Annotated in this window: 13 protein-coding genes; 2 read left to right on the plus strand and 11 right to left on the minus strand. The window is 52.1% G+C overall.

The window, feature by feature from the left end; translation table 11 throughout:
- Positions 1-4: 4 nt before the first annotated feature.
- The 3 genes from J9880_RS12610 to J9880_RS12620 are packed head-to-tail and all read right to left on the minus strand — an operon-like array spanning position 5 to position 1,957.
- Positions 5-685, minus strand: coding sequence for a fimbria/pilus periplasmic chaperone (locus J9880_RS12610; protein ID WP_232769411.1), 681 nt, complete (start codon positions 683-685; stop codon positions 5-7).
- 53 nt (positions 686-738) lie between these two features.
- A complete protein-coding gene (locus J9880_RS12615) occupies positions 739-1,299 on the minus strand; it encodes a fimbrial protein (RefSeq protein ID WP_232769412.1) in 561 nt (186 codons plus the stop codon).
- A 55-nt stretch (positions 1,300-1,354) separates the two neighbouring features.
- Entirely contained in the window at positions 1,355-1,957 is a 603-nt protein-coding gene (locus J9880_RS12620) for a helix-turn-helix transcriptional regulator (RefSeq protein ID WP_232769413.1), read from the minus strand.
- Positions 1,958-2,811: 854 nt separating this feature from the next.
- Between J9880_RS12620 and J9880_RS12625 the strand changes: the two genes are divergently transcribed.
- On the plus strand, positions 2,812-3,693 hold the full coding sequence (locus J9880_RS12625) for a winged helix-turn-helix domain-containing protein (protein ID WP_119822708.1): 882 nt from the start codon (positions 2,812-2,814) through the stop codon (positions 3,691-3,693).
- Between the two features lies 1 nt (position 3,694).
- A complete protein-coding gene (locus J9880_RS12630) occupies positions 3,695-4,177 on the plus strand; it encodes a hypothetical protein (RefSeq protein ID WP_232769414.1) in 483 nt (160 codons plus the stop codon).
- Between the two features lie 45 nt (positions 4,178-4,222).
- Here J9880_RS12630 and J9880_RS12635 read toward each other — a convergent pair whose 3' ends face one another.
- The 8 genes from J9880_RS12635 to stbD all read right to left on the minus strand — a co-directional run bounded on the left by J9880_RS12635 (position 4,223) and on the right by stbD (position 12,750).
- On the minus strand, positions 4,223-4,552 hold the full coding sequence (locus J9880_RS12635) for a colicin V synthesis protein (RefSeq protein ID WP_095923099.1): 330 nt from the start codon (positions 4,550-4,552) through the stop codon (positions 4,223-4,225).
- A 201-nt stretch (positions 4,553-4,753) separates the two neighbouring features.
- Positions 4,754-5,194 (minus strand): DcrB-related protein, encoded by a 441-nt coding sequence (locus J9880_RS12640; RefSeq protein ID WP_232769415.1) that lies wholly within the window; start codon positions 5,192-5,194, stop codon positions 4,754-4,756.
- A gap of 54 nt (positions 5,195-5,248) precedes the next feature.
- On the minus strand, positions 5,249-7,411 hold the full coding sequence (locus J9880_RS12645; RefSeq protein ID WP_095923097.1) for a peptidase domain-containing ABC transporter: 2,163 nt from the start codon (positions 7,409-7,411) through the stop codon (positions 5,249-5,251).
- A gap of 25 nt (positions 7,412-7,436) precedes the next feature.
- Complete coding sequence (locus J9880_RS12650; RefSeq protein WP_232769416.1) at positions 7,437-8,696, minus strand: HlyD family secretion protein; 1,260 nt, start codon at positions 8,694-8,696, stop codon at positions 7,437-7,439.
- Between the two features lie 15 nt (positions 8,697-8,711).
- Entirely contained in the window at positions 8,712-10,031 is a 1,320-nt protein-coding gene (locus J9880_RS12655; RefSeq protein WP_232769417.1) for a TolC family outer membrane protein, read from the minus strand.
- Positions 10,032-10,053: 22 nt separating this feature from the next.
- A complete protein-coding gene (locus J9880_RS12660; RefSeq protein ID WP_232769418.1) occupies positions 10,054-10,677 on the minus strand; it encodes a helix-turn-helix transcriptional regulator in 624 nt (207 codons plus the stop codon).
- 26 nt (positions 10,678-10,703) lie between these two features.
- A complete protein-coding gene (locus J9880_RS12665) occupies positions 10,704-11,441 on the minus strand; it encodes a fimbria/pilus periplasmic chaperone (RefSeq protein ID WP_232769419.1) in 738 nt (245 codons plus the stop codon).
- A complete protein-coding gene (gene stbD, locus J9880_RS12670) occupies positions 11,407-12,750 on the minus strand; it encodes a fimbrial usher protein StbD (RefSeq protein WP_232769420.1) in 1,344 nt (447 codons plus the stop codon). The genes J9880_RS12665 and stbD overlap by 35 nt, the downstream gene beginning before the upstream one ends.
- Between the last annotated feature and the right edge of the window lie 8 nt (positions 12,751-12,758).

A 12,758-nucleotide genomic window follows, 5' to 3' on the forward strand; every position in this document is an offset into this window, starting at 1 on the left:
GGGGTTACCTGACCAGCGGAGAGGTCATGGACGGCGTCCAGGCCCCGTAATCATTGATGGTCTGATAGCTGAACGTGCTGGCTTTGCCGAAAGATCCGGGCAGTGCCACGCTGGCTTTCGGCGGGATCATCACCGGGTTAACCGCCTTGCCGTCCACGCTCAAATTAATGGTGGTGAGATAATAAGGCGTCGGATTCGTTAAGGTTATTTTCCCCTGACGCACTTCTCCCCGCAGTTGTTTCCACGCCTCAATAGCATTTTCATGTAAACCGGCCGGACGATAAAACACTTTAATCCGGTTGGCCGAGGCAAACTGCAACGTATTCCCGGCGGCATGTTTATCCTGTTGCGGAATGGCTTTTACCGTTAACCAGTAAAGGGTTTCCCGATCCTGAGGCAAAGCTTTACCGTTAAACATCACTTTAATGACGCTTTCTGTGACCGGTTTTAAAACATATAACGGTGGCGTAATCACAAAATCATTTGAGCGCTGACCTTGTTCATTTTCAATCCAGGACTGAATAAGGAATGGCGCGTCTTTATGGGTATTTCGCACATCCAGTGCCGCCTGCGTGACTGCGCTGGAATAAATCATTCGCGTGGCACCCAGACCGACGCCACCGGCAAAGGCTGAGGCGGTAAATACCGAGGTGGCGAATAAAACACTGGCAGTATATTTATACATAATAAATCCTTTTATCCGGGAATAAGGTCCGGCCATCCGGCCGGACCAGACGATTACGAATAGGTCATGGTGTAAGTGGCCACGGCGCTGGCATCACCCGCTGTCGCCGTCCCTTTCGGCGAATAGTATTTCGCGCTGAAGTTCAGGGTGTTTTCGCCGTCACGCAGGGTGACGGCACCCGCTGGTTCTCCCAGTTTGACCACGGTGCCTTGTTCATCATAAAGACGGATGGCCACGTTCTGTGCACTGCCGGTGCCGCCGTTAGAACCGGCCGCCAGACTGGTGGCGTCGTTGGCATCCGGCGTACCGGAGAACGTCACCGCCACGGCTTTGGAGACGGTGGTATCACAATCTTCCAGCACGATAGAGAAGGTTTTCGCCGTGCTGGCTTCGCTGCCCGCTGCCGCCAGCGTCGCGGTACGTACCTGACCCAGATCAACGTCAATGTTGGCGCTGTCACTGCCGATAGCGCAGGCTGAAGTGACTACACTGCCGCTGAAATTGACGGTCCCGCCGCTGGTTTCTGCCGCCATGGCGGAGACCGGCAGCAGGGCTGCCAGAGAGACTGCCAGCAGAGATTTGGTCATCACTGATTGAGTAAAGATGTTTTTCATTTATTACGTTCCCTTGTTTGCATTGTTGCGAGTTATGGCGCGGAAGGCGGCAGGCTTAACTGGTTAAGAACACCAGTAAATCTGTTTTATTCCTTAGCCCGAGTTTTCGTATCGCCGAGCCTTTTAATGCACTCACCCGGCGATAAGAAAGCTTCTCCATTTCTGCTATATGTCTTAAATCACGTCCGTCTTTTAACTCCTTCAATACTTTCCATTCTATCGGGGTCAGTGATAACGCTGCCGGTTTCGATTTTGGCCGGTAACGTTTATCCACCAGTTTCATCAGGTTGGCGTGCCAGTTATAAAGTGGCTCTTTTAATGAAACAAACGCATCCACTTCACCTCTCACCCAAAGTAATGAACTGGTATGAACGGAATACAGACAAATAATCATCTTTGGGTGTGATGCTTTAATTTTGCTAATAAACGTTAAACAGTCGAAACCGGCATGACTTTTTTCAGGTTCGGAGATAAAAACAACATCTATACGTGTCTTCTCTAAAACCATATCGAGAACATGGTAATCACGAACAGAGGCTTTGACCCTTATTGTTGAACCCATGATATGCAATAAAGAGGCGATGCCTTGTCGGGCGTAATGGTCTTCGCCCATTAATGCAATATCTGTAAACTCACCGGGTTCGAATATGCTTTCCATAATCCCCCCTCGATTTGTAGTGTTAATTTAATGTTTTTAAATGAACGGTCAACCGCATCGTGATAATCCTCAGTAATAAGATTTATCCGCTAATGATACAGAACTCATCAGATAAAAAATCTGAATTAATATGAAATAATGTTTAGATTCAGATTTTACAGCTTGTTAAAAGTCTGATTTATATAGCACCGCTAAGGGCGTTTCCTTAAAACTATTCAGAGTAATCGGTGGAAATATCTTAATGACGCATGGCGCTCTTTAATATGTTCATCAGTATTAACATTCCCCCGTTTCGCTTTGATAGGATAAATCATACCGATTATTCTTAGGGGAACCGTGGGTTTAATTAATGTTTTGTAAGTGTTGTTTGTATATTTGTCATGCTAAACAAAGAGATACTGACATTTTTTGTGCATTTACGCCGTTATTTATGATGACTAAAACAGGCCGGTGAAAGGGATATCTGGCGTTAATTCCCTGTAATAATTCGCGAATATTTCCGTGAGGTTTTTTCTCTGACATAACACCACGGACATCCCTGTCCGCTGTGTTCAATGCGGTCTTATTTCAGCTTTTGTAAATGTCAAGGGTGGGCGATGAAAGGAGGGTGCTTAATAAGGATAAGAGGGATGTTTCGGTGAAATTCATAAAAGATCACAAAGGTGAAGGGGCGAAAAGGGAGTTAATAAAAAATGAGATATTTCGCCAATTCAGAATATATACAAAGTTTCACTTATCCTTCACATTACCAATTCAGGTTGAGAAATCTGATAACGGTTAATTTTTATTGAGACATAAAGGGATAAGGCGTTAAACCGTCTGTGTTTTATCTATGGAGTTTTCGACTGACGCGTATGCATAATCATTACATTATTAACGAAGTCATTGAGTTTCATCCGGCGGCCAGCACATTGCGCAACCTTGACGAACCAGGCAAGGTGGTGGTGTTAAACTCGCCCGCAGGACGTTGCCTTTTATTGTTAATCCAGCGAATCGGCACCATTGTCACTCAGCAGGAGTTCATGGAAATTGTCTGGGAGAAGAGCGGCATGCTGGTTTCTCCTAATACCTTCTATCAGAACATTTCGATTCTCAGAAAAGGGTTAAAGAAGATTGGCCTGCCGGAAGATCCGGTGGTGACCATTCCGCGTATCGGCCTGACGCTGGCCAGCGGCACGCAAATCAAAAAACTCACCAGTGAGAAACTGGTAGAAGTCAGCCATGAACATGCGCATTTTATGGACGAGAATTCCCTGGCGCATGAAGAGGCGTCACATCCGCCACCCGATGCCGGTCATCACACCTCTTTTGCCGATGTCATGCCCGCGGTGCCGACGCCGGAAGCTCCCGGACCCAATACGCCTGAGGCGATGCTGGTTACCGGACGGTCTGTCCGTTTTATTCCGTGGGTCGCTGGTGCGGCAGCGGCTCTGATTCTGGGACTGGGGGCTGCCTTCAGTCTCATCCCGGATCAGGAAAGCCAGTATTTCGCGGATTACCGCTTCCTGGCATCGGCCAGCGGCTGCCATATCTTCGTCGCCGACAAAAACGCCACCCGTGATGATAAAGCGAGCGCGGTGTCTCTGAGCGAAAAATTCAAAAGCAGTTGCAGCGGATATCCGTGGGTGTATGTCACGCATTATTCCATGCTGCCGCGCATCTCGATCATCCGTTGCGATAAACCGATGACTGAACCCAATACCTGTATTTCAGATTATTTTTTCAAGGACAAATAGTATGCGGACAAAAAAATGGCGGGGGGTTATTTTGTGCGGAGTTATTTTGGCCGAAAGCGCCGTACTGGCGTATTCCTGGTATACACGTCAGCATGACAATGATTTTACCTGTGTCGCCAGTTTGTCTCAGCATTACAATAATGAAAGTTATAATGTGTCGCTTAACTATATGGTGCGTGGCAACAGCGGGGTGATCAATATGAACGGCTATTCAGAGGAGGATCCCGGGAGGATATTTAACCGTAAGATCTCCTTTACTCTCCACCGCAAGGGCGACCTGAACTATATGGTGTCGGTGAGAAATATTAAGTTTCCCGATGATAACCTCGATGACGAGGTCCTGAGTCAGTATGAACCGGATTTTTTCGTCTTTGCGGGAAAAGAGATCTATATGCGTATTCTTAAACAGCGCAATGACAACTATCTCTTTATGCTGGATTCCATTCCAACCTATATATGTAACAACATCTCAGAAACGAGATAATAAAAAAGGTGCAGAATAGTCTGCACCTTTTCTAAATCAGAACACTTAAGCAGTCGCTGTGTTCTGGAAAGTCCCGTTGCTCACGTTATTAACAAACTGAGTAACCATAGAAGTGATGGTATCCGGGTCATTCCAGCCAATCACTGCGCCGCCGACAGCACCGGCGACCACGCCGATCAGACCGCCGCCCACCATACCGACCAGCTGGCCGATAGAACCGATACCCAGGATGCCGCCGCCGTCACCGCCGTGCATGCCACCGATGATGGCGCCCGCAGAACCTGCTGCCGTTGCACCCAGAACTGCGCTGGTGATGGCATCCCAGAAGCCCGCACCGGATACAGCATCAATTTCCATCATGTTTAAATCGCGCATTGCTTTATTCCTTTAAGTAAAACGTCATTGTCTGAAACAATATTGAGTGAGTTACCAGAAATTAATGTGCTTCTCACTAATTCCCGATAAGAGAATTTTGCATTTATCACCGGTTAAAAGAAATAGAATAACTTCTATTTTTCAGTTTTCCGTGGAAGTGATTTAAGTATTTCGTTAAAGCCTTGTCTGCCAGTGTCTTAATTACAGGTTGTGATTTAATATGAAATGGCGGGCGCAATGCTGCAACCGGCTTATTTCATTTTGCATAGAGGCTTCATCCGGATAAATGGACGTGAAGTTAATCAGTTCATCTTTAGAGAATAAACAGGCATAGGTGACCTGCCACACCCGTTTACCCGCGCCCGGCCCGGATAAAAAGGTATAAATCACCTGTATGGTATCCGCAAAAAGATTGCCTTCATTCATTTCATCCATTTTCACGAAATTAAACTGATTAAAAATTTTCTCCGCATTACTGATTTGCTGCGAGATATGTTCAGCGAAGGTACGCCCCGGTAACAGGCGATCCCGGTTGACAGTAATTTGTTGCCCGGTGTGGAATGAGACAATATTAATGGTCTGTGTCCGGACTTCTTCATCGAAATAAAGCATGCCTTCGAGGCAAACTAAGCGGTTATCCATAATGGCTCCTTTGCGTTTAGGACAGGTCAGTCACCGGCGATGACTGACCGGGGGTCAGATCGCCTCAGGTACTGACGGTGAGGCAGTGATCAAGGTGATGAAATCGGCTTTTGACAGCTCGGTAATGCCGTCGCGGCTGATCTGAATGATGCGGTCAGCACTCAGAATGGTTTCCGGACGGTGTGCAATCATGATGCGGGTGATGTTCATGTGCTTAATGGCGTCATTGATGGCGCTTTCCCGCGCCACATCCAGATGGCTGGTGGCTTCGTCGAGGATCAGCACCCGTGGCTGGCGGTACAGCGCACGGGCGAGGATCACCCGTTGCACCTGTCCGCCGGACAGTGACGATCCCATGTCGCCGACCATGCTGTTGTAGCCCATCGGCATGGCCATAATGTCGCCATGGATTTGCGCGACACGGGCCGCTTTTTCAACCTGCACTTTGTCCAGACTGGCGTCAAAGAAACTGATGTTGTCCATGATCGACCCGGCAAACAGGATGTCGTTTTGCATCACGCTGCCGATCAGATCGCGGTAGTGCGTCATGCCCAGTTTGGTGTGATCGACGCCGTCGATGCAGATGCTGCCGGCATCCGGTTTCAGCAGGCCGAGCAGCAGTTTGGCCAGCGTGGTTTTCCCCTGTCCGGAAGGGCCGATAATGGCGACCGATTCACCGGCGTTAATGCTCAGGTTAAAACCGCAGAAGATGTCGGCATCTGTGGCGGAATAGCGGAAGGAGAGCGCGCTGATGTCGAGACGCACCGGGCCTTTATCCTCAGCCAGCGCGACATTGCTTTCCATGTTCTGTTCTTTTTCGCTCAGTACGATGTCCGACAAACGCTCGCCGTGTAAGCGCAACATTTTGAATTCAATCAGCGCGTTAATCAGCCCGGCGGAGCGCGAGATAAACTGATCCGAGAACGAGATAAACGCCACCAGCATCCCGCTGGTAAAATTGCCGTCCAGCACCTGCGCAGCCGCCAGCCAGATCAGCACCACCTTACCGACACCGGAAATGGTGCCCTGCAATGTACTGAAGCCAATCGAGAGTTTCTGGGTGGTGATGCCTTTGTTGGTGGATTCCACCGTTTCGTTGGTATAGGTGGAAACGCGCAGATCCTGTTTGTTATTGAGTTTGATCGCCTGTACGCCACGAATGGATTCCAGCAACTGCGACTGCACCACGGCGGAAGCCAGCAACTGATCTTCATTGGCTTGGCGGAAAGGCTCAAACGAGATCCAGCGGATCAGCGCGTACAACAGGAACAGGCCGATCACCACGAATGTCAGGCTGGCGTTATAGGTGAAAATGACACCCAGTGTGACGATCGCCATCACGCCATCAAAAATGGAGGAGATAAAGCGGCCGGTCAGCGTGCTCTGAATATTGGCGATGGATCCGAACCGCGACAGAATGTCTCCGACGTGGCGTTCTTCGAAGTAATTCAGCGGCAGCCCCAGCAGATGCGCGCACAAATTGGACGACCACTGCACGCTGAGCATGCTGGAAAACCAGGTCGTTACCCAGCTGCGCAGCGCCGAGATCAGATTCTGGAACAACGTGATGCAGATAAATGCCACGCCAAGCAAGGTCAGCAAATCGCGATCCGCCGACACCAGCACCTGGTCGATCACCCACTGCATATAAAACGGCGTAATGATGCCGAAAAATTCCAGCGCCAGTGACAGCAGCGCCACCTGCGTAAAGGCCGATCCGATCCCGGAGACGTTGCGGATCAGGTTGAACATCGAGATGGATTTCTTCTCGTCCTTTTTCTCGAACGTCGCTGCCGGATACAGTTCCAGTGCCACGCCGGTGAATGAGGTCGAGACTTCATCCATCGGCACTTTGCGCACGCCCCGCGCCGGGTCATGAATGATGATTTTGTTTTTCGCGAAACCCTTGAGCACCACGAAATGGTTCATGTCCCAGTGCAGCACGCAGGGCAGGCTCAGCTTGTCCAGTTCATCCAGTTCGAGACGCACCGCGCGACAGCCCATGCCTAAGTTTTGCGCGAAAGACATCACATTCGCCAGCGTGCTGCCTTTCAGCGAACTGGGAAAACGCTGACGCAGCGACACCATATCGATGTGATGCCCGTAAAATCCGGCAATCATGCCGACGCAGGTCAGGCCGCATTCGGCGGCCTGTGTCTGGCGCAGAACCGGCAGCTTATGGCGAAACGACAAATTCAGTTTGTGAAATAAATCCATGATAAACCTGATTAAAAAATGAAAATTACAAGGACGTCATTTTGCCCAGCGCGTTCAGCGGCTCGAGGACCCATTCGTAGATGCGGCGTTTATCGACGATAAAGTCCGCTTCCAGCCCGCTGCCGGCGCGCAGGCTGATCGGTTTGCCGTAGGCCTGAACCGTCTGCTTATCCAGCGTGACCTTCACCTGATACATCGATTCCTGAACCTGACTGTCGCCGGTAATGGTGGAGACCTCCTGCGGCGACAGCGCCGATTTTGAAATCTCCAGCACCGTGCCGTACTGCTGGCCGAACTTCTGCCACGGGAAGGACTGATAGCGCAGCACCACGCGCTGCCCCGGCCGGATAAAGCCAATCGCCCGGCTGCTGAGCATGATCCGCGCCTGCAAATGCGCGTTGTCCGGCAGCATCATTGCCAGCGTCTGACCGGCAGTGACAATCTGCCCCTGCCTGACCAGCACGGCGCTGACCATGCCTTTTTCCGGTGCACGCAGGTCTATGGAGCGGCGGGATTCGTTTTCCATCATTGATTGCGTGATGTCGGAGAGTTTCTGTTGCAGATCGTTCTTCTGCTGGTAATAGGTGATCGGCTGCTCGCGCAATTGCTGCCGCGCTTGCGCCAGTTGCTGACGGACATCAATCCGCTGGCGCGCGACATCCTGCAAACGCACGCTGGCATCCAGCACATCATTCTGTTGCTGCTCCACCTGCGTGTTTGAGGCATAGCCTTCGGTGCGCATGGCGGTGATCTTATTGAGCTGAGTTTTCGACAACTCAATCTGCTGGGTGCGCTGGCGGTAAATGGTGTCCAGTTCCACCGATTGCTGGCCGAGCAAACTGACTTTTTCCTGCAACGAGGTCAGGGTTTCGGTATTGAGTTGTTCCAGGTTGGTCAGCTGATTATTCAGCCCCTGTTGCTGGAGTTCCAGCTGGCTGGCGATGGCTTCCCGTGTCTGACCGTAGCGGGTGGAAATCTCCGAAGAGACGGTGGCAATCTGGCTGCCTTTTTGCAGGCTGTCGCCTTCGCGGGCGGGCAGGGCGATCACCGTTCCGGCATTCATGGCGGTAATGGTCATCATGCCGCTTTCCGGCACCAGTACGCCTTTGGCGGTTTCCCGTTTGGTGTAGCTGCCAAAAATGCAAAACGCGATCAGGACCGCCACCAGCAAACACACCAGGGCGATCACCAGCCAGCGGAACGGCGGACAGTACAGCGCCACGGAACCCAGCACTTTGGTCTTTTTCGCATCCAGCGATTCTTTACGAAATAAGTCGTTATTCATGAGCAAAATTCCCGGTCATGCCGCACCACAGTTAAAGAGGTTCATCGCGGCGTAATCGAGCGAGCCGGTGGCTGATTTGAGTTTGACGATCGACTGGATCAGCGCGTTTTGCGCCTGAGCCAGATCCTGAACCGCCTGGAAATAGTCTTTCTCGGCGTTAAATTCGTCGATCAGCGTTCGCTGGCCGATCTCCCGCCCGTAGCGGGTGGCCGCCAGCCGTTTATCCGCCGAGGCGATCGCCCGCTCATAGGCGGTGATCCGTGACTGACTGTTGCGCACGCCGGAGGCCGCCTGGATTGCCTGCTGTTCGGCTTTACGCCGCGCATCGATCAGCAAATCCTTGCTTTGTTCAAAGCGGTGGGCGGCTTCCAGACTTTGTGAAATCTGGCTGCCCCCGGCAAACAGCGGCACCGACACATTCACGGCGATCTGGGTGTTGTCGGTTTTGGAGGTGGTGCCGAACAGCGTGTCGAGAACGTTGCCGTCTTCCGCACGGCTCCAGTTTTTACCGTAACCGGCCTGAAAGGTGACCACCGGCAGATGGCCGGAAGTGGCGGTCAGGATGTCAGCCTCGCTGCCTTTTTGGGTTTGTATGGCAGCCAGCACGTCCAGATTGTTGGCGGCGGCATCGCGTCTGATCTGCTCCGGGTTAAGGGGATCGCGAAAGCGCACGCAACTCATGCTGCTGTCGGTAATGCCCTGTGCATCCAGTCCGGTGAGCTGGCGGAAAGACACATTGGCATCGTTGAGATCGTTTTCTGCCGCCAGTTCATCGGCCACGGCTTTGTCATAATTGGCCTGTGCTTCGGCTTCATCGAGCCGCGTGCCGTCGCCCAGCTCCAGCGCTTTCTGCGCCTGTTTCAGTTTGGCGTTAAAAGCGGCAAGGATCCGCTGATTGGTTTCCAGCACGCTGCGCTGATACACCACGCCGTAAAACGCCGTCGTTACATCACTGATCAGCTTCTGCTGGGCAATCAGCAGATTCACATCGGCCAGATCGCCGATCACCACGCTTCTGCGCCAGGTGGCATATTTCGACAGATCGAACACCGGCTGTGTCAGATTGAAACTGTAATTGTGGCGGGTGACCCCGGCTGAATAGGCCGCATCGGGCTGATCGGTCTGGCTCCAGGAACCGTCGAGGGAAACCACCGGCAATAATCCGGCAAACCCCTGATATTTTTTCTGACCGTCAGCGTCGTGCACGCTGCGGGCGGCATTCATTTCTGCGTTATAGGTGTTGGCCGCCATCAGCGATTCCTGAAGCGATAACGCGCAGACCGGCGCGGACAGCAATAATCCTGCCGCCAGCGGGGCAATCAATTTGATAAACATGGTATTCCGCACGTGTGAATAATTAAAAAAAGGTGTTCTGATGTAAGAAACGTAATAACTCGCTTTCATTTTTGAGATGTAATTTATTCATGGCATTTCTTTTTTGCGTTGATACCGTACTCATGGCACGACATTTTTTAGAGGCAATTTCTGACAGCGAATAACCTTCCTGGATCAGATTAATGACCTCCCATTCTTTCGGCGTCAGGTCATCGCATTCCTGCTGTAAATGTTCCCGCACCGACGGCGTAATATAAGGCCCGGCCAAAGGTGACATCATGGCGCTCATCAGTGCCGTGACCAGTTCCTGCGGGCTATCCTGATAACTGATCATGATATCCACCCCCGCATCAAGCATCTTTTTCAACAAGGCCGCTTTCATATTCTGGGCAAAGAATACCGTGGTGATGTGCTTATTCCCGCATAATGCCGCCAGCACTTTTCTGATTTCTGCCTCACTGAAACATCCGTCAAATAGGCAGGAGGAATTAATAATAATGACATCAACCCTGTTTTCTTCCGCCGCCTTTAACAGAATTTTCGTATCAGAGAAATGACGCAGATAAAGATGGTTGATATTCATTTCCTGCTGAATAAATGAAGCAATCAAATCATAGGACATATGATATTTGTGAAAATACGTCATGTTTAATGTCGTGAGCGTGTTTTTTTTCACGGGCTGCTTAACTCTCTTTGATAAGGCATTTGTTTTCCGTAATCATCAATGACTGTCCAGTTCAGTGTGCGGCGGCTCCCGCCTCCCGAAGCCGGAAGTGTGACGGAGGAAAATGGCGCGATCATCTCCGGTTTCAGGCTTTGCTCCCCGAGTCGGATATTGCCGATCGTCAGGTAATACGGTGTCGGGTTGTTGGCGGTCAGCACCGGGTTCTGTGCATCCGCGTTATTCAACGTAAAACGCAGTTTTTCGCCGATATTTTCCTCCGGGGCTGGCAGCCCGATGGGACGGACAAACACCTTTAAGCGGATGCGCAGCGGCAGGATCACTTTCTTCTCCTGCGCGCTCTGCTGCTGCGTATTCGGCGGGATCTGATATATATTCAGCCAGTACACGCGCTCACGATCCTTCGGCAACCCTTCGCGGGAAAGCAACATCACCCGCAGGTTGCGTGATTCCGCCGGAGCCAGTTTAAACAGCGGCGGCACCACGATCAGCGGCGTGCTGATGCGATCCGGCGGACTCAGCGGATCGTTATCGTCGGTCCACATCTGCACCAGCGCCGGGGCGCTGACCGAATTCACCACCGTCAGCGACTCCGCCATGCTGTCTTCATTAAACACCAGACGGCTCTGGGTGCTGTTGACCACCGCGCTGGCGGGGCCGGTGCTGAACATCAGCGCACCGGCCAGCAGCAGGTTACTGAAGGCTGACAATAATCTGTGCTTGCGCATTCACTGATCCTGCCTGTGCGGTTAATCCCGGAAGTTGCTCTAACGAGGCGGTAATCACGCCCGCGTACGAGGTGCCGCCTGCCGCATTGGTGCCGGTTTCACTGAGCAGGTCAGCAAATCCGTACCAGCCTGCGGCATTGCCAGTGCCGGTGGTCGCGGCACTTGAAAGCAGATTCAGCGCCGTGCCCGCCGAAGAATACAGACGGATGCCGACGCCCGACGCGACGCCGCTGGCCCCGTAGTTATCGTCCAGCAGATAGCTGATACCGCCTGAACTGGTTTGTAATCCGAGGGTGCTGGCCTGTGACAGGGCGGTGGCCTGCGTCATCAGAAAGCCCATCGCCACCGGGGCGTTGGTGCTGCTGCTGGTGGTGCCGGATACCGCGCCCGCATCGCAGTCAATGGCGACATTAAAGGTATTGCTGCTGCTCGCGCCGTTACGCAGATCACCGGCGCTGATCGCGGGTAATTTCACCACCTGGTCGAAATCCCCCAGCGTGCAGGTGTTACCGCGAATAATGGTGGTCGAGCCGCCGCGCATACTCCAGACGGCTGACGTATTGTAAGGCGACGGCGAATTAGCCAGGGCACCGGTGGTGAGATCGGTGTTCATCCCGTTGCCTTTAAGGGCGACGAATCCCTGAGGTGAAATAATCTGCGAAAACGCGTTGCGTGTTGGTGTGCCGTAAACGTCATCGGTTTTAATCAGCTCAAACAGCGCACTGTCGAAAGACGACGCCGGAATATAGATGTTTGAGCCGACGGTAATGTATTCGTCGCTGGTTAACTTCCGTTCCTGCCAGTTACTGCCGTAATACAGCCCGGTTTTCATATTCGTGATGCGGTAAGCAATGCCCTGCGCAGGTGTCTGGTAAGCGCCGGGGACGTCAGTGGTGGCGGTACCGCCGTAAAACGCGCCATTACCGCCGAACAGGGCATACATTTCGTAAAGCGTGTCGGCGTCAGCCAGCGCGCACTTGAACACAATCTGGTTGGCGGCATAAGGGACTTTTAACGCTTTATCGAGGAAGGGCAGATCGGCGCTGGCGATCACCGTTCCGGCCGGGGCCAGAGACTGCGCACCGGTGCCCATGATGATCGTCCCGAAGGAGATGGTTCCCGCCGCAGAGTTCAGCACGCCGCCCCAGCTTGTGGCGGTATAGCCTAAATCCGCCACCGCCTGCGGAATGGTTGACGTCGTGGTACCAATGCCGGTGACTTTGTAACAGACAGCCTGCGCCCCTGAGGTACAGGCCATAAAGGCTGACGCGATCAGCCAGGGTGTCAGTTTAGAAATTTTGCCTTTCATTTTCATTC

Source organism: Rahnella victoriana, from assembly GCF_021276285.1.
Lineage (GTDB): Bacteria > Pseudomonadota > Gammaproteobacteria > Enterobacterales > Enterobacteriaceae > Rahnella > Rahnella victoriana.

Coding starts and splice junctions, on each gene's coding strand:
- J9880_RS12610 (WP_232769411.1), bottom strand. CDS start 685: ATGTATAAATATACTGCCAGTGTTTTATTCGCCACCTCGGTATTTACC.
- J9880_RS12615 (WP_232769412.1), bottom strand. CDS start 1,299: ATGAAAAACATCTTTACTCAATCAGTGATGACCAAATCTCTGCTGGCA.
- J9880_RS12620 (WP_232769413.1), bottom strand. CDS start 1,957: ATGGAAAGCATATTCGAACCCGGTGAGTTTACAGATATTGCATTAATG.
- J9880_RS12625 (WP_119822708.1), top strand. CDS start 2,812: ATGCATAATCATTACATTATTAACGAAGTCATTGAGTTTCATCCGGCG.
- J9880_RS12630 (WP_232769414.1), top strand. CDS start 3,695: ATGCGGACAAAAAAATGGCGGGGGGTTATTTTGTGCGGAGTTATTTTG.
- J9880_RS12635 (WP_095923099.1), bottom strand. CDS start 4,552: ATGCGCGATTTAAACATGATGGAAATTGATGCTGTATCCGGTGCGGGC.
- J9880_RS12640 (WP_232769415.1), bottom strand. CDS start 5,194: ATGGATAACCGCTTAGTTTGCCTCGAAGGCATGCTTTATTTCGATGAA.
- J9880_RS12645 (WP_095923097.1), bottom strand. CDS start 7,411: ATGGATTTATTTCACAAACTGAATTTGTCGTTTCGCCATAAGCTGCCG.
- J9880_RS12650 (WP_232769416.1), bottom strand. CDS start 8,696: ATGAATAACGACTTATTTCGTAAAGAATCGCTGGATGCGAAAAAGACC.
- J9880_RS12655 (WP_232769417.1), bottom strand. CDS start 10,031: ATGTTTATCAAATTGATTGCCCCGCTGGCGGCAGGATTATTGCTGTCC.
- J9880_RS12660 (WP_232769418.1), bottom strand. CDS start 10,677: ATGACGTATTTTCACAAATATCATATGTCCTATGATTTGATTGCTTCA.
- J9880_RS12665 (WP_232769419.1), bottom strand. CDS start 11,441: ATGCGCAAGCACAGATTATTGTCAGCCTTCAGTAACCTGCTGCTGGCC.
- stbD (WP_232769420.1), bottom strand. CDS start 12,750: ATGAAAGGCAAAATTTCTAAACTGACACCCTGGCTGATCGCGTCAGCC.